Annotated in this window: 14 protein-coding genes; 2 read left to right on the plus strand and 12 right to left on the minus strand. The window is 65.5% G+C overall.

Going from position 1 to position 16437, the window contains the following annotated elements:
- Nucleotides 1-215: 215 nt before the first annotated feature.
- The 10 genes from ACP2YO_RS38095 to rsmH form a co-directional block, all read right to left on the minus strand.
- Nucleotides 216-953 (minus strand): class I SAM-dependent methyltransferase, encoded by a 738-nt coding sequence (locus ACP2YO_RS38095; protein ID WP_426436198.1) that lies wholly within the window; start codon nucleotides 951-953, stop codon nucleotides 216-218.
- Nucleotides 954-1149: 196 nt separating this feature from the next.
- Nucleotides 1150-2250, minus strand: a complete 1101-nt coding sequence (gene murG, locus ACP2YO_RS38100) for an undecaprenyldiphospho-muramoylpentapeptide beta-N-acetylglucosaminyltransferase (protein ID WP_426436199.1) — start codon at nucleotides 2248-2250, stop codon at nucleotides 1150-1152.
- A 110-nt stretch (nucleotides 2251-2360) separates the two neighbouring features.
- Nucleotides 2361-3515, minus strand: coding sequence for a putative lipid II flippase FtsW (ftsW, locus tag ACP2YO_RS38105; protein ID WP_426436200.1), 1155 nt, complete (start codon nucleotides 3513-3515; stop codon nucleotides 2361-2363).
- A gap of 319 nt (nucleotides 3516-3834) precedes the next feature.
- Nucleotides 3835-5235, minus strand: coding sequence for a UDP-N-acetylmuramoyl-L-alanine--D-glutamate ligase (gene murD / locus ACP2YO_RS38110; protein ID WP_426436201.1), 1401 nt, complete (start codon nucleotides 5233-5235; stop codon nucleotides 3835-3837).
- Between the two features lie 115 nt (nucleotides 5236-5350).
- Nucleotides 5351-6457, minus strand: coding sequence for a phospho-N-acetylmuramoyl-pentapeptide-transferase (gene mraY, locus ACP2YO_RS38115; protein WP_426436202.1), 1107 nt, complete (start codon nucleotides 6455-6457; stop codon nucleotides 5351-5353).
- Between the two features lie 10 nt (nucleotides 6458-6467).
- Nucleotides 6468-7901, minus strand: a complete 1434-nt coding sequence (locus ACP2YO_RS38120) for a UDP-N-acetylmuramoylalanyl-D-glutamyl-2,6-diaminopimelate--D-alanyl-D-alanine ligase (protein ID WP_426436203.1) — start codon at nucleotides 7899-7901, stop codon at nucleotides 6468-6470.
- Nucleotides 7898-9373 (minus strand): UDP-N-acetylmuramoyl-L-alanyl-D-glutamate--2,6-diaminopimelate ligase, encoded by a 1476-nt coding sequence (locus tag ACP2YO_RS38125; RefSeq protein WP_426436204.1) that lies wholly within the window; start codon nucleotides 9371-9373, stop codon nucleotides 7898-7900. Before ACP2YO_RS38125 ends, ACP2YO_RS38120 begins: the two co-directional genes overlap by 4 nt.
- Nucleotides 9374-9437: 64 nt before the next feature.
- Complete coding sequence (locus tag ACP2YO_RS38130; protein WP_426443414.1) at nucleotides 9438-11195, minus strand: peptidoglycan D,D-transpeptidase FtsI family protein; 1758 nt, start codon at nucleotides 11193-11195, stop codon at nucleotides 9438-9440.
- Nucleotides 11196-11206: 11 nt separating this feature from the next.
- Nucleotides 11207-11647 (minus strand): cell division protein FtsL, encoded by a 441-nt coding sequence (gene ftsL, locus ACP2YO_RS38135; RefSeq protein WP_426436205.1) that lies wholly within the window; start codon nucleotides 11645-11647, stop codon nucleotides 11207-11209.
- A gap of 2 nt (nucleotides 11648-11649) precedes the next feature.
- Entirely contained in the window at nucleotides 11650-12642 is a 993-nt protein-coding gene (rsmH, locus tag ACP2YO_RS38140) for a 16S rRNA (cytosine(1402)-N(4))-methyltransferase RsmH (protein ID WP_426436206.1), read from the minus strand.
- Between the two features lie 472 nt (nucleotides 12643-13114).
- Between rsmH and ACP2YO_RS38145 the strand changes: the two genes are divergently transcribed.
- Both ACP2YO_RS38145 and ACP2YO_RS38150 read left to right on the plus strand, forming a co-directional pair.
- A complete protein-coding gene (locus ACP2YO_RS38145) occupies nucleotides 13115-13987 on the plus strand; it encodes an N-acetylmuramoyl-L-alanine amidase (RefSeq protein ID WP_426436207.1) in 873 nt (290 codons plus the stop codon).
- 128 nt (nucleotides 13988-14115) lie between these two features.
- Nucleotides 14116-14502, plus strand: a complete 387-nt coding sequence (locus ACP2YO_RS38150; protein WP_426436208.1) for a PRC-barrel domain-containing protein — start codon at nucleotides 14116-14118, stop codon at nucleotides 14500-14502.
- Nucleotides 14503-14610: 108 nt separating this feature from the next.
- Here ACP2YO_RS38150 and ACP2YO_RS38155 read toward each other — a convergent pair whose 3' ends face one another.
- Nucleotides 14611-15846 (minus strand): RNA polymerase sigma factor, encoded by a 1236-nt coding sequence (locus ACP2YO_RS38155; protein WP_426436209.1) that lies wholly within the window; start codon nucleotides 15844-15846, stop codon nucleotides 14611-14613.
- A gap of 131 nt (nucleotides 15847-15977) precedes the next feature.
- The gene (locus ACP2YO_RS38160; RefSeq protein WP_426436210.1) at nucleotides 15978-16331 is read right to left on the minus strand and encodes a YciI family protein; all 354 of its coding nucleotides are present in this window, start codon (nucleotides 16329-16331) and stop codon (nucleotides 15978-15980) included.
- Between the last annotated feature and the right edge of the window lie 106 nt (nucleotides 16332-16437).

A 16437-nucleotide genomic window follows, 5' to 3' on the forward strand; every position in this document is an offset into this window, starting at 1 on the left:
GTCCACGCCAAGCGACCTTGGCCGCGAAGTGGGCGATCCAGCTTCTGTGCGCGCTTCCAATCAGCCGCGCTGGTTACTGGATGCCCCGCTTTTCCCCGGTGTGACAAGGGATTTTTCCGGGCTCCGGCCGCGGAAATGTCGCGATCACCGGCTAGCCGCGGCGACGCTCCGACGATGTGATCCTCGGTGACAGACATCTCCATGTCGCGCCGCGGCTACGCCGCCCCCGACCGCACGGACAGCGCAGCCCGCGCCTCCGCTTCATCCTGCATCTCGATGACGCGCAGATAATTTCGCAGCCGATTGGTCTCGAGCGCGCGCAGCAGCTTGTTCTGGTGATATGGCAGCACGAGTTCAGCAAGCGATTGGCTCCAGGCAGCGTCCATGTCGAACAGCACGCCGAGACCGAAGACGGCGGGTATTTCAGCAAAGCCAAATTCCCTGCCCGCCCGAAGTGACTCCGCGAGGAAATCATCGATCGCGGTCATCACGCCATTGCGCGGGCCGCCTTCGAGGTTTGCGAATGCGAATTGGCTCATGCCGCGAAATCCGCGGCCCGCAACCAGGAGCGCCTGATCCAGAGTGGCGCCCGCATCGTAACGATGGGGTTGCCGGTACTGTGCCGGGATTTGTCCGGGCGCGTAATACGAGTCACGCCGGCCGCACGGCCAGCCTACATCGTGCAGGAAGACCAGGGCGGCCTTCCCGGCGCGACGGTTGATCGCGTCTATCTGCTTGAGCTCGTGATAGACGGTGTACCAATTGTGGTCGCCATCGACGACCCAGGCGTCGGCGGCATCCAGTTCACCGAAGGCCTCGAGGCTGGTCTTCGCCAGGTGGCGAACATGCGGATTAGCCGTCAGCCAGTCGAGGAATTCGCGTTTCGGCGCGGGATCGATGCTGGTCAACTGCCCGCCGCGCACCTTGCAGTGCTCGGCGAGCAGTGCCGACATGCCGCCATATTCCGCGCCGATCTCGACGACATCTCGCGCGTCCGCCAGCCGTAGCGCTTCCAGGATCAGATCTGAAAATTCCGAGACAGAATGAATCAGCAGACCCGTCATGACGAAATCTCCTCGCGCTTTCGGTTGATCTGACGCATCAGAGTCTTGCCACTTTAGAGTCTTGCCACTTAAGAGTCCTGCCACTTTACAGTCCTGCCACTTTCATCACCAGATCCGCCAGCCGCTCCGCGGCGTCGAGCCGGCCGACGCCGCGCGCGGCCTGCGCCATCACGGTCAGCTTCGCAGGCTCGGCGGCAAAGGCCGAGATCTCGGCCGCGAGACGATCGGGCGTGAAGTCAGGCTGCGCGATGCGGATCGCGCCGCCGGCCTGCGAGAGCACGCCGGCATTGGCGAACTGGTCCTGGTCGATCGCACCGGGCAGCGGCACCAGGATCGAGGGCCGGCCGATCGCGCCAAGTTCGGCGACGGTGCCTGCGCCGGAGCGCGAGATCACCAGTTGGCTCGAGGCCAGCCGTGCCGGCAGGTCGGCGAAGAACGGCGCGAGTTCGGCATTGATCTCGAGCCGGTCGTAGACGGCGCGCACCCGCGCCATGTCCTCTTCGCGGACCTGCTGGGTGAGGGTCAGGCGGCCCCACAGCGCAGGATCAAGCTTTTCGATCGCGGGTGGGACGATGTCGCTCATCACCCGCGCGCCCTGGCTGCCGCCGACGACGAGCAAGCGCAGCGGACCGTTCACCTCTGACGAGGCATATTTCACCGCGGCGGCGGCCAGGATCGCCGGCCGCATCGGCGTGCCGACGGTCGTCGCCTTGCCGGCCAGCGCGGGATCGCGATCGAGCACGCCGGGCAGCGACGTCGCGATCGCATCGACGCGGCTGGAGAGGAAACGGTTGGCGCGGCCGAGCACCGCATTGGCGTCGTGGATGATGCCGGCCACGCCGAGCAAGCGCGCCGCGATCAACGGTGGCAAGGTCGGGTAGCCGCCGAAGCCGACGACGGCTACCGGCTTCAGCCGCCGCACCACATTGGCCGCAACCATGGTGCCATAACCGAGCATCAGCACGGTGCGCGCCAGCGAGATCGGATTGCGGCCGCGCACCGTCGCGCTCGGCACCATGTCGATACTGTCCTTGCCGAACAGACCGCTGTAGCGCAACGCGCGGCCATCGGTCGCAAGCCGCACACGCAAGCCACGCCGGATCAATTCCACGCCGAGCGCTTCGGCCGGGAACAGATGGCCACCAGTGCCACCGGCCGCCAGGAGGATGAGGGGTGCTTGAGCCATAGTGACAATTTATACCGTCATTGCGAGCGACGCGAAGCAATCCATAGTGCCGCACATGGGACGGATTGATTGCTTCGTCGCTCCGCTCCTCGCAATGACGACAGGAAACATTACGCGTAGGCGCGCAAGGCGCTACTGGCCCCTTCCATCGATTCGATTTCAGTGCGCGGACGTTGCCGCGTCAGCGCCAGCATCATGCCCACGCCATAGGCGAGCGATACGAACGAGGAGCCGCCATAGGAGATGAACGGCAACGTCATGCCCTTCGCCGGAATCAGTTGCAAATTGACCGCCATGTTGATCCCGGCCTGCACGCCGAACAGGATCGCAAGCCCCGACGCGGCAAAACGTGCGAACATGTCGTCGGTGGAATAGGCCCGCGTCAGCGTCCGGATCACGACGAAGGCGAACAGCGCCACCAGCATCAGGCAGAGGATGATGCCGAATTCTTCGGCGGCGACCGCGAACACGAAGTCGGTGTGGCTGTCCGGCAGGCTGCGTTTGGCAATGCCTTCGCCGGGCCCGAGCCCGAACCAGCCGCCGTTCCAGAACGCCTCCATCGCGGTGTCGACCTGGAAGGTATCGCCGGAAGCCGGGTTCATGAAGCGCGTGATACGGCCCGCGACGTGCGGCACCAGCAGATAGGCGGTGAACAGGCCGGCGCTGGCGGCGCCAGCGAGCCCAAGCACCCAGATCATGCGCATGCCGGCGATGAAGAACAGCGCGCCCCACACCATCGAGATCAGCATGGTCTGGCCGAAGTCAGGCTCCATCACCAGCAGCGAGACCAGCATCATCAGCAGCACCAGCGCCATCGAGGTCGCCGGCATCTCCGGCCGCTTCGTCGACTCCGCGAACAACCACGCCGCGAGCACCACGAAGGCGGGCTTGGCGGATTCGGAGGCCTGGATGTTGACCCCGAGCAGCGTGATCCAGCGCCGCGAGCCCTTGACCTCGGGCCCGATCAGAAGCGTCGCCACGATCAGCACGATCGAAACCGCGAACACAATCACCGCGGCGCGCCGGATCTGCCGCGGCGTCATGAACGACACCCCGATCAGCACGATCACCGACGGCACCAGGAACATCACGTGCCGATTGAAGAAATGGAAGGGGTCGAGCCCGATGCGGGTCGCGACCGGCGGGCTCGCCGCCAGCGACAGGATCACACCGGCCAGCATCAGCGCGGCAATCGCCGCAAGCAACAGCTTGTCGACGGTCCACCACCAGTCCGAGAACGGGGTGCGTTGGTCACGGGCGAGCATGGGCATCCCCAGATGGCAGAGGTAGCCTCCATTGGTGGCGCAGGATGGTTTCCAAGGGATTAACGGGTTGGGTAACTTTTGAGGGAGGTGTTGGGGAGCCGAGTGGCGCGCGGTTTGGACTAGGTTCGGTGTCATCACCCGCGAAGGCGAAGGCGGGTGATCCAGTATTCCAGAGACGCCGATGCTTGAGCCGATAGGCCGCGGCGTGCTGCCCGGTCAAGCCGGGCGATGACAGTTGTGGGTGGGACGCAGCTTCGCCTTCTCGCGAGCCCGTAGGATGGGTATCGCTGCGCTCCACCCATCCTACGCAGGTTCGATCTCACACCACCGGCTTCACACCGGGCATCGCAGTTACCAGATCGCGGAACGCGGCGCCGCGGATTTCGAAATTGCGGTACTGGTCGAACGAGGCGCAGGCCGGCGACAGTAGCACGACGGCCTCCGCAAGCCCGGACGCCTCCGCATCGCGCGCGGCGCTGGCGATTGCGACATCGAGCGTAACCGACATCTCGTGCGGCACGCGGTCGCCGAGCGTGCCGGCAAATTCCGGCGCGGCCTCGCCGATCAGATAGGCTTTTCGGATGCGCGGGAAATAGCCGGTCAGGCTGGTGATGCCGCCGGCTTTCGGCTTGCCGCCGGCGATCCAGAAGATGTCGGCAAAGGATGACAGCGCATGCGCCGCCGCATCGGCATTGGTGCCTTTGGAATCGTTGACGAACAGCACATTGCCGCGGCGGCCGACCTGCTCCATGCGGTGGGCAAGGCCGGGGAAGCTGCGCAAGCCCTTCTGCAGCACGTCGGTAGAGATCCCCATCGCGAGCGCACACGCCGAAGCGCACGCCGCGTTCTGCGCATTGTGCAGGCCGCGCAGCGAACCGATGCCGCCCAACCGCGCCACCTCGCTGCGCGCCGCGCCGGATGCGCGCACGATGGTCTCGTGCTCGACATAGAGGCCATCGGGCAACGGGTTCTTCACGGAGATGCGCACCACGCGCTTGCCGTTGCGATCGAGCCGGTCGGCGATATTGCGGCACCAGCCGTCGTCGACGCCGACGATCGCGGTGCCGTCGCCCTGCACGCCGGCCACCAGCCGCTCCTTCACCGCGGCGTAATGCTCCAGCGTGCCGTGGCGGTCGATGTGATCCTCGCTGACATTGAGCAGGATGCCGACCGATGGATCGAGCGAGGGCGCGAGATCGATCTGGTAGGACGACATCTCGACGACATGCACCCGTCCCATCCGCGGCGGCTGCAGCGACAGGATCGCGGTGCCGATATTGCCGCCCATCTGGGTGTCGTAGCCGGCAACCTTCATCAGATGCGCGATCAGCGCCGTGGTGGTCGACTTGCCGTTGGTGCCGGTGATGGCAACGAACGGCGCGTTGGGCGCATGACGCCGCCGCTCGCGGCAGAACAATTCGATGTCACCGATCACCTCGACGCCGGCCTGCCGCGCCAGCAGCACGCTCCAGTGCGGCGCCGGATGGGTCAGCGGCGCGCCGGGGGTCAGGATCAGCGCGGCGAAATTTGCCCAAGGTACCACACGCAAATCGGCCGTGATGAAGCCGGCCTGGGCTGCCTTGGCGACATTGTCGGCGCTGTCGTCGGCCGCGACCACCTCGGCGCCGCCGGCCTTCAGCGCATGGCAACTCGCGAGGCCGGAGCCGCCAAGGCCGAAGACCGCGACCGTCTTGCCCGCGAAGGAGGTGACGGGGATCATGGTTGGCCCACAGTCATTCCGGGGCGCGCCTCTCTGCGCGAACCCGGAATCTCTAGATTCCGGGTCCGGTGCTCGCGCACCATCCCGGAATGACGATGGTTGGAATGGAAGCGCATCAGCGCAGCTTGAGCGTGGAGAGGCCGGCGAGCGCCAGCATCACCGAGATGATCCAGAACCGGATCACGATCTGCGGCTCGGTCCAGCCCTTCTGCTCGAAATGATGGTGTAGCGGTGCCATTCGGAACACGCGCTTGCCCGTCAGCTTGAACGACGCGACCTGCACGATCACAGACACCGCCTCCAGCACGAACAGGCCGCCGATCACCGCAAGCACGATCTCGTGCTTCACTGCGACCGCGATGGCGCCGAGCATGCCGCCGAGCGCCAGCGACCCGGTATCGCCCATGAAGATCGAGGCCGGCGGTGCGTTGAACCAGAGGAAGCCCAGGCCGGCGCCGAACACCGCGCCGCAGAGCACCATGAGCTCGCCGGTGCCGGCGACATAGTTGATCTGCAGATAGTCCGAGAACACCACGTTGCCGGTGAGATACGCGATCAACCCGAAGCTTGCGGCCGCGATCATCACCGGCACGATGGCGAGGCCGTCGAGGCCATCAGTGAGGTTCACCGCATTGCCGGCGCCGACCATCACGAAGGCGCCGAAGATCACGAAGAACCAGCCGAAATTGATCACGACATCCTTGAGGAACGGGATCGCAAGCGAGGTCGAGGACACATCGCGCCCGAGCCGGACCAGCGCATAGCAGGCGGCGAGCGCGATCACCGCCTCGATCATGAGCCGAAACCTGCCGGCGAAGCCGCCATGCGACTGTTTCGTGACCTTCAAATAATCATCATAGAAGCCGACGAAACCGAAGCCGAGCGTCACCGCCAGCACGATCCAGACATAGGGGTTGAGCGGATTGGCCCAGAGCAGCGTCGACACCACCAGACCCGACAGGATCATCAGCCCGCCCATGGTGGGCGTGCCCTTCTTGGAGATCAGATGCGACTGCGGACCGTCGGTGCGGATCGGCTGGCCCTTGCCCTGCCGCAGCCGCAGATGATCGATGATCCACGGCCCGAACAGGAACACGAACAGAAGGCTCGTCGCAATCGCCCCGCCGGTGCGGAACGTGATGTAGCGGAATACGTTCAATCCGCTGCGGAATGGTCCGAAACCCGGAACGGTGTTGGAGAGATCAATCAACCAGTAAAACATTCAAAAAGCCCTATACCGCTTCTTCGTGCACGGCTTTGCCGGGAAAACGCTTCTCCAGCGCGCTGACGATGACCTTCATCTTCGAACCCAGCGATCCCTTCACCATGATCGCGTCACCGGCACGGACCGCGGCGACCGCCTGCGCTTCGAGCGCCGCCGAACTCTCGGCATAGCCTCCCCGCTTGCCGCTGGAAAGGGCATCCCACAGATTCCGCATCAGCGGACCACAACAATATACGAGATCGATGCGGTTGGCGGTGATGGCCTCGACCAGGCCGTGGTGCAGCGCGGGACCGGTCGGCCCGAGTTCGAGCATGTCGCCGATCACGGCGATACGGCGGCCGTGCGGGCCGATCTGGGCCTGCCCGAGCACGTTGAGCGCAGCCGCCATCGAGGCCGGGTTGGCGTTGTAGCTTTCGTCGATCAGCGTCGCCTCGCCCTGGCCGACCTCGAGCGCGCGGCGGACGCCACGCCCCGATGGCGCCTCGAGCTGCGACAGCGACAGCGCCGCACGCGCGATATCAGCGCCGAGCAGCGAGGCACCCGCCAGCACCGCCAGCGAATTCATCGCCATGTGGCGGCCGGGCATGCCGATCTTGTAGGTGATGTCATGATCGAGGATGTCGGCATGCACCGCGGAGCAGGTCGCATGCAACGACACGTCGATCAGCCGCGCATCGGATTTCTTGTGGGTGCCGAACGACATGATGCGGGAGAGACCGGCCTTCCTGGCCCGCCGCTGCAGCCGCGCGAATTGCAAATTGTCGCGATTGAGCACCACCGTGCCGCCGGGTTCGACCCCGAGAAAAATCTCCGCCTTGGCATCGGCGATCGCCTCGATGCCGGCGAAAAATTCCAGATGCACCGGCTCGACCGTGGTGACGATGGCGACATGCGGCCGCACCATCTTCGTAAGCGGCGTGATCTCGCCGGCATGGTTCATGCCGATCTCGAACACCGCAAAGCGTACGCCCGCGGGGCAGCGCGCCAGCGACAACGGCACGCCCCAATGATTGTTGAACGACGCGGAGGAGGCGTGCGTTTCGCCCTGCGCCGACAGCGCGCAGCGAAGCGCCTCCTTGGTCGAGGTCTTGCCGACCGAGCCGGTCACCGCGATGATCTGCGCGCCGAGCCGCGCGCGCGAGGCATGCGCGAGCTCGACCAGCGCGGCAAGCACGTCGTCGACCACCAGCAGCGGCGCATCGGCGGGAAATTTTGCGCGCTGGGTCGCCTCGACGACCGCGAGCCCGGCGCCGGCCTTCAGCGCGGCCTCGACGAAACTGTGACCGTCATGGACATCGCCCTTGATCGCGAAATAGGCCTCACCAGCCGCGATCGTCCGGCTGTCGATCGAGAGGCCGGTAACCCCCTCGGGCAGCGCGCCTTGCGTCGCGGCGCGCATCGCCTGCACCATCGCATCCGACGTCCACAACAATTTTCTCATGCCCCCCTCGCCGCCAATGCCGCCGCCACCGCATCGTGATCGCTGAAGGGCAGCGTCGTGTCGCCGATGATCTGCCCGACCTCGTGCCCCTTACCTGCCACCAGCAATGCGTCGCCTGGCTCAAGGTCCGCGATGCCGGCGCGGATCGCCTCGGCGCGGTCGCCGATCTCGCGCGCACCCTTTGCAGCGGCCATGATCGCGGCGCGGATCGCGTCCGGCTTCTCGCTGCGCGGATTGTCGTCGGTGACGATGACACGATCGGCATTCTCGGCTGCGATCGCGCCCATGATCGGGCGCTTGCCTGCGTCGCGATCGCCGCCGGCGCCAAAGATCACGACGAGCTTGCGCTTTGCGTAGGGCCGCAGCGCCTGCAACGCCTTGGCGAGCGCATCCGGCTTGTGCGCGTAGTCGACGAAAATCGGCGCGCCATTGTGCTCGCCGACGCGCTCCAGCCGGCCCTTGGCGCCTTCGAGATGTTCGAGGTTGCCGATGACGTCGTCCGCGACGCTGCCGGTGCCGATCGCAAGGCCGGCCGCGACCAGCGCATTCTCGATCTGGAATTCGCCGACCAGCGGCAGCCGGATCGTGTGCGTTCGGCGGCGATGCTCGATGACAAGCGTCTGCGCAAAGCCGTCGATCGTGGCGCCGACCAGCCGAATGCCGTCGCCTGCACCATCGGCATTGCGCCCGACCGCGATGACGCGAAGCTTGCGTGCGGTCGCCGCATCGGTCACGGTCTGCGAGCAATCATGATCGGCCGAGATCACGGCGGTGCCGCCGTCGACGACGAGATCGCGGAACAGCCGCAGCTTTGCATTGAGGTAATGCGCGACGTCAGGATGGTAATCCATGTGGTCGCGCGACAGGTTGGTGAAGCCGCCGGCGGCAATGCGCACGCCGTCGAGGCGATATTGGTCGAGGCCGTGTGACGAGGCCTCGAACGCCAGATGGGTGACGCCGTCGGCCGTGATCTCGTCGAGCTGCCGATGCAGCGCGATCGGATCGGGCGTGGTCAGCGAGCCGTAGACGGTGCGCTTGTCCGACACCAGGCCGATGGTGCCGATGCTCGCGGACACCTGGCCGAGCCGCTGCCAGATCTGGCGCGTGAAGGCCGCAACCGAGGTCTTGCCGCTGGTGCCGGTCACGGCCGCGATCGTTTGCGGCTGCCGCGGATAAAATCTTGCCGCGGCCAGCGCCAGCGCGCGGCGCGCATTCGTCGTGATGACGAACGGCACACGGGCCTCGCCTTGCGGCAGATGATCGCCGGCGACGGCCACCGCGCCGGCCTTGATCGCCGCGTCGATGAAGCGCACACCATCGGTTCGGCTGCCGGCCAGCGCAAAGAACAGATCGCCCGGCTTCACCGCGCGGCTGTCGACCGCAAGTCCTCTAACCACAAGTCCTCCGACCGCAACCGTGTCGGCACGCGGGTCGATCGCGGCGTCATCGCTGAAGAGGTCGCGAAGTCTCATGGTCTTCCAGTTGGCTGGCGCCGTGGTTCAAGCATGAACTTTCCGGATCATGCTAGGGTACGCCTTACTGGGTTGTCTTGGATGCCGCAAGAATAAGGCGGTCGGACGGCGGCAGGTCAAATCGCGGCTCGATGCCCAAAAGCGGCGCAATTCTGGCGATCACCTTGCCCCCGGTCGGCACTGCGTTCCAGCCCGAGGTGATGAAGCCATAGGTTTCCTTCAGCGACTGCGGTTCGTCGAGCATGATCAGAAGCTGGTATTTCGGATTGTCGGCCGGCAGGATCGCGGTAAAGGCCGTGAGCACCTTCTTCTTGGCATAACGGCCGTTGATGACCTTTTCCGCCGTGCCGGTCTTGCCGCCGATATAATAGCCCTTCACGTCGGCTTTTCGCGCGGTACCGACCTCGGCGTTCAGCCGCATCAGGAACCGCATCTTCTCGCTCGTCTCTGGCTTGATGACCCGCTTGGCAATCGCCATCGCTTCCTGCTCGGTCCGCTTCATGAAGGTCGGCGGAATCAGATAGCCGCCGTTCACCAGCGCATCGATGCCCATCACCGCCTGCAGCGGGGCCACCGCGACGCCATGGCCGAAAGCGATCGTGATCGTATTCAATTCACTCCAGTGTTTCGGCAGGATCGGCGAAGCGCTCTCCGGCAGCTCGGTGCGCAGGCGATCGAGCTGCCCCAACTTGCGCAGGAACGCCTTGTGCGCCTCGACGCCTTGCGACAGCGCAATGCGCGCCGCACCTATGTTGGAGGAGAACGTGAAGACCTCCTTCATGCTGATGAAGCGCCCCTTCGGCTCGTCGTCATGGATCGCGAACTTGCCGTAATGCAGCGGAGCGCGTGCGTCCCACAACGAGTTGAGATCGTATTTGCCGGTATCGAGCGCCATCGCCAGCGTGAAGGCCTTGAAGGTCGAGCCCATCTCGTAGACGCCGGTGGTCAGGCGGTTGATGCGATCGGGGTCGTGCGCTTCCTTCGGGTCGTTCGGGTCGAAGTCGGGCAGCGACACCATCGCCACGATTTCGCCGGTCCTGACATTGGAGACGAGGCCGGAGGCCGCCTTGGTGTGGAATTTTTCCTTGGCCTTGAGCAGTTCGTCGCGCAGCGCGTGCTCGACGCGCAAATCGACCGACAGCTCGATCGGCTTTTGCAGCCGATCGGTGGCGAAGCCCGCGCGATGCAGATCGGCCAGACCGTTATTGTCCAGCCACTTCTCCATGCCGGCGATGCCCTGGTTGTCGATGTTGACGAGGCCGATCAGATGGGCGACCTCGTTGCCGGTCGGATAGACGCGCTTGTTCTCGCGCAGGAAGCCGACGCCGGGAAGGCCGAGGCGATGGATATCGAGTTGCTGCTTCGGCGTGATCTCGCGCTTCAACCAGACGAAGCCCTTGCGTGATCCGATGCGGTCGCGCACCTCGCCGGTGTCGAGATCGGGCAAGGTCCCGGTCAGGAGCTCGATCGCCTCGTCCTTGTCGATGATGCGGCGCGGTTCGGCGAACAGGCTCGGCGCCTTGACGTCGGTGGCGAGGATCGCGCCGTTGCGGTCGATGATGTCGGGCCGCGCGGTCGCGATCGCGTCCTGCGAGGCCGTGTGCCGCGCGCCATGGCTGTCGGCGCCGACCGCGAACAGCACCAGGCGCCCGGCGAGCACGGCATAGATGGCAGCAAAGGCCAGGATCGCGAGGCCGACGCGGGCGCGCGCCTTCGCGGCACGGTCGACGTTGCTCCCGTACAGCAGCGTGCGGACCAGGCGCTGGCGCCAGGGCTCAGCGGGCTTCCCGGCCGGCTTTTTGGCGTTTGCCGGATCTGTCATGGCTGGTCCGGTCATTGCTGATCTCCCGGGTCCTGCTCGGGCTCTGCCGCCGGTGCCTGCTCCGCCGCGGGCGCTGGCTCGGGAATCGAGCCGGTCGTGCTGTCAGGCTGGGCGGCGGCCTCGATGGTGTCGAGCATCGCGCCGATCGGATCGCGCGCGCCGGGCCGGGCGAAGTTCGGCGGCCGCTCGGGCAGGTTCTTCAGGCTATCATACTGGTTGGCATTGATCGGCTTGAGCGGCAAATGCCGTTCGGCAAGCCCTTGCAGCCTCAGCGGCGCATCGAGCTTGGCCCATTGGGCGCGTAGCGTTGCGATCGCGTCACGCTGCTCGCGGATTTCCGCGTTCAGCCGCAGCACGCGCTCGACACGCGCCGTCGATTCCATCTTGATGCGATAGACGTAGGACGCCGCGAAGATCAGCATGCCGATGACGAGGAAATGGAGGATGCGCATCGTCAGCCTCCCCGCATCACGTCGGCGAGACGCGGCCATGACGGCGAAGCATCTGCCGCGTGCACCGGCGCGGCGGTCCGCTCAGCCGCACGCAGCTTTGCCGATCGGGCGCGCGGATTGGCAGCGACCTCGGCATCATCGGCCGTGACCGGGCGCTTGGTCAGAATCTGGAAGCTCGGCGCTGATTGCGCGACCTCGGGCCGATGCCGCGACCCGGCACTCACCTTGCCGCGCTCGGCGAAGAAGTTCTTGACGATGCGGTCTTCCAGCGAATGGAAGGACACCACCACCAGCCTGCCGCCCGGCCTCAGCACGCGCTCGGCCGCCGACAGCGCCAGATGCAGCTCGTCGAGCTCCTCATTGACGAAGATGCGCAACGCCTGGAACGTCCGCGTCGCGGGGTGGATCTCGTTCGGCTTGGCGCGCACGACCTTGGCGACGATGCCGGCGAGGGCTTCGGTCGTCGTGATCGGCGCGTCCTTGCGCGCGGCGACGATGGCGCGCGCGACACCGCGCGAATGACGTTCCTCGCCGAAGATGTAGATGATGTCAGCGAGATCGCTTTCGGAAGCCTTCGCGACCACGTCGGCCGCCGTCGGACCGCTCTGCCCCATCCGCATGTCGAGCGGTCCGGCAAGGCGGAACGAGAAACCGCGCGCCGCCTGGTCGAGCTGCATCGAGGAAACGCCGACATCCATCACGACGCCGTCGACGGTGTCGGCCCCCTGCGCGGCGCAGACCTCGGCGAGATGGGAGAAGCGGTCCTCGACCAGCGTCAGCCGGCCGCCCGCGCCGTCGACCAGATCGAAGCCATCAAGGATCGCGGTGCGGTCACGGTCGATGCCGATCACGCGCGTATCGGCAACGTCGAGGATCATGCGGCTGTAGCCGCCGGCGCCGAAGGTCGCATCGACATACGTGCCACCGGCGCGTGGCGCGAGAAAATCCACCGCCTCGCGGCCAAGCACGGATACGTGACGGGCAAGCGCGCTCATGCGCCGTCCCCGGCCGGGGCCGCGCCGATGAGATCGAAAATGGACGCGCGCAGGCTCATTGCGCCTCGAATCCTCGCGCCTTGCCAGGCCGTTCCGGTCAAAAAGTCCCTGCGAGATGCGCGCGCTGGTTCCCATCGTCGGCGGCAAATCCTGATGTCCGACCGGAATTTGCTGGGCTTCCATGGAATTTCGCGCAAAAGCGGACCTCGGCCGGCCCGAAACCGGTTCGGCTGTTCACCCCTCAGTAACGGCACTTAGCGTTAAGAAAACGTTGATGATCCGTTAGCGGAATCCGGCGCTTTTTAACCGTTCTCGAGGTGATGCGCTCGGCACACACCCCGGGCAAAATGCATCAGATGGAACCGGCCGCCGATTGCGCGGGGCACAGGGTAAAGGAATAGTAAACGCATATCGTTTACCAATCGTATTGCCGCTCTTGATTGCCGCTCTCTTGCCGGGTTTGGATTGTCTGATGGCTTCTGGTCCGTTCACGCCGTCAAATTCTGATTCGAAGCGTCAACGCGCCCTTCCCGTTCCCAGGGCCGTTGCCGACATGAAGACGTTCATCCCCGATTCCTCGATCGCCTCCGACGTGATCCCGTCGGCGAATTTCGGCGAGCGCGCCAACGGCCGGCAGCCCGACATGATCGTGCTGCACTACACCGGCATGCCCGATGTCGAGGGTGCGATCGCGCAGCTCGTCACCGCGGGCACCGAGGTCTCCGCCCACTACGTCGTGCTCGAGGACGGCCGCATCGTGCAGTGCGTGCCCGAGAGCAAGCGCGCCTGGCACGCCGGCGTGTCGCATTGGGCCGGCGAGGAAGACATCAACTCCTGCTCGATCGGCGTCGAGATCATCAACCGCGGCCACGACTGGGGCTATCCGGACTTTCCGCTGCGCCAGATCGCGGCCGTGATCGCGCTGTGCCGCGGCATCATGCTCCGCCGCAAGGTACCCTCGCATCGCGTGCTCGGCCATTCCGACGTGGCGCCTGGCCGCAAGAAGGATCCCGGCGAGAAGTTTCCGTGGCATTCGCTGGCCAATTCCGGCGTCGGCCACTGGGTGCAGCCGGCGCCGATCGTGCGCGGCGACGCGCTGAAGTTGGGGGCGATCAGCGACGACGTTGCGAAGATGCAGACGGCGTTCGCACGCTACGGCTACGGCATCCCGACCCACGGCAAGTTCGACGGGCCGACCATGGAGGTGATCACCGCCTTCCAGCGCCACTTCCGTCCTGAGCGGGTCGACGGCGCCGCCGATTATTCCACCATGGCAACGCTGCAGGCGCTGCTGACGAGCCTGCCGGAAGATGCCGTGGCGCCGGTCGTGGCGCAGACGAAGTAGTCATCGTCTCGACCCAAGGCCTGTATCAACCCCTGATCCAGAATGCACGGCCCGTCCCGCGCCTCGGCGTTAGGAACCTAGGGCGTCCAGCACCGTTCTAGTGGTCCACTCTTCCAGAGGAGACCCAAATGAAAAAAATCGTTGCGGGATGTGTGCTGTCAGTCGCGCTGGTGTCCGGTGCCCATGCCGCGTCCATCCTGTCGTCTGCACCTGCAGAAAGCTGGACCGTCACCAATTTCTACAAGCAGACGGTCTACGATCCGGGCGAGAACAAGATCGGCGATGTCGATGACGTGCTCGTTGACAAGTCCGGCAAGGTGACCGGGCTCGTGATCGGCGTCGGAGGATTCCTCGGCGCCGGCGAGAAGGACGTCATCGTTCCGTTCAACTCGGTGAAGACCACCAAGAAGAACGACAAGTGGTGGCTCACTCTCGCAGACAGCAAGGACGAGCTCAAAAGCGCTCCTGGCTTCAAATACGACAAGGCGAGCACCACCTGGGTCCCCGCCAAGTAAGGCGTTCGCAGCGTTCACTGGAGAGACGCGCACCGTTCTGGGTGCGCGTCTCCGACGTTGCATCCGGATCGCGCAACGAATAGGCAGCGCGGCAGCCGTGGATCGCCCTCACCCCATCTCAGCGATCCTTCGCGCATAGAGCCGGCGCAGCGGCTCCAATTGCGTCGCGGCGCTCGCCGCGTGATACGCCTCCCGTGCCTCCTGCTTGCGGCCGAGCCGGCGCAGGAGATCGGCGCGCACCGCGGGCAACTGGTCGTATCCCTTCAATCCGCCGCGCGCCTCCAGCGCATCGATCAGATCGAGGGCACGCGCCGGTCCGTCGACCATCGACACCGCGGCGGCGTGGTTGAGTTCGATCACCGGCGACGGACTGATCCGCAGCAGCACCTCGTACAGGCCGGCGATCTGCGGCCAGTCGGTGTCCTCATAATTGGGCGCCCGCGCATGCAGCGCGGCGATCGCCGCCTGCACCGCGTAGGATTGCGGCCGGCCCGGCATCCGCAGCGCTCCCTCGACCAGCTCGAGACCTTCAGCAATCTGGTTGAAATCCCACTGCGTGCGGTCCTGCTCTTCGAGCAGCACGATATCGCCGCTGGCAGTCTGCCGGCCGGCGCGACGCGAATCGTGCAGCAGCATCAACGCCAGCAAGCCTTTGATCTCGCCGCGCGCCGGCATCAGCGCATCGAGCAACCGCGCCAGCCGGATCGCCTCGCGCGCGAGATCCGGCCGCATCAGATCCTCGCCCGAGGTCGCGGCATAGCCTTCGGTGAAGACGAGATAGATCACCACGAGCACGCCGGTGAGACGCGGCTGCAGCGCCTCGCGCTCCGGGACCTCATAGGGAATGCCGGCGAGTTTGATCTTCTGCTTGGCGCGCAACAGCCGCTGCGCCATCGCGTCTTCGCTCGCAAGGAAGGCGCGCGCGACCTGCGCCGTCGTGAGGCCGCAAACCGTGCGCAAGGTCAGTGCGACCTGGACCTCCGCGGCAAACGACGGATGGCAGCAGGTGAAGATCAGCCTGAGCATGTCGTCGTCGAGCGTGGCATCGGACGGCTCGGCCGGCGGCGCCGCATCGAGCAGCAGCTGATGGGTCAGCGCCTGTTCCTTGCCGCGAAACGTGGTCGCACGCCGCACGCGGTCGATCGCCTTGTTGCGGCCGACATTGACCAGCCAGGCGCGTGGATTGGATGGCAGTTCACCGGTCGGCCAGCGCTCCAGCGCCACCGCGAAGGCATCCTGCAGGGACTCCTCGGCGAGATCGAAATCGCCGACGAGGCGGATCAGCGTGGCCAGCGCCCGCCCCGCCTCGTCGCGGAAGATTTTGTCGATATCGCCTGGGGTCATGAAGCGCCGGTTCCAAACAGTCTTTCCGGGGCGATGCGAGAGCATCGAACCCGGAACCTCGAGATTCTCCGGCGCGCAACCGCGCGCCGTAGCTTGTGTCTTCGACACGCCCCGGAATGACAGCCGGGCCGTCAGTTGTCGTAAACCATCACTGGCCTGACCTCGACCGAGCCAGACTTGGCGCCGGGAATCCGTGCAGCGAGGCTGAGCGCGGTGTCGAGATCCTTGGCGTCGACCAGATAGTAGCCGGCGAGCTGCTCGCGGGTCTCGGCGAATGGGCCGTCGGTCGCCAGCATCTTGCCGTCACGGACGCGAACGGTGGTTGCGGTTGTCGTGGGCTGGAGCCCGTCGCCGGCCTTGAAATGGCCGCTCTGGATGATGGACTGGGTGTATGCCCCGTAGTCCGCGGACACGCCCTTGCGGCTTTCCGCGTTCATACCGGCCAACACCGATTCGTTCTGGTAGATCAGCAACAGGTAATTCATCTCGTATCTCCTTGTGATCGGCTGGATCGCCGACACCCAGTCGAACGGGCGGCGCACAGGACGACACCGTCAGGATAGTTTATTTTTTGACCGCCTTCGCGGCCGT

This window comes from Bradyrhizobium genosp. P (assembly GCF_049949265.1).
GTDB lineage: Bacteria > Pseudomonadota > Alphaproteobacteria > Rhizobiales > Xanthobacteraceae > Bradyrhizobium.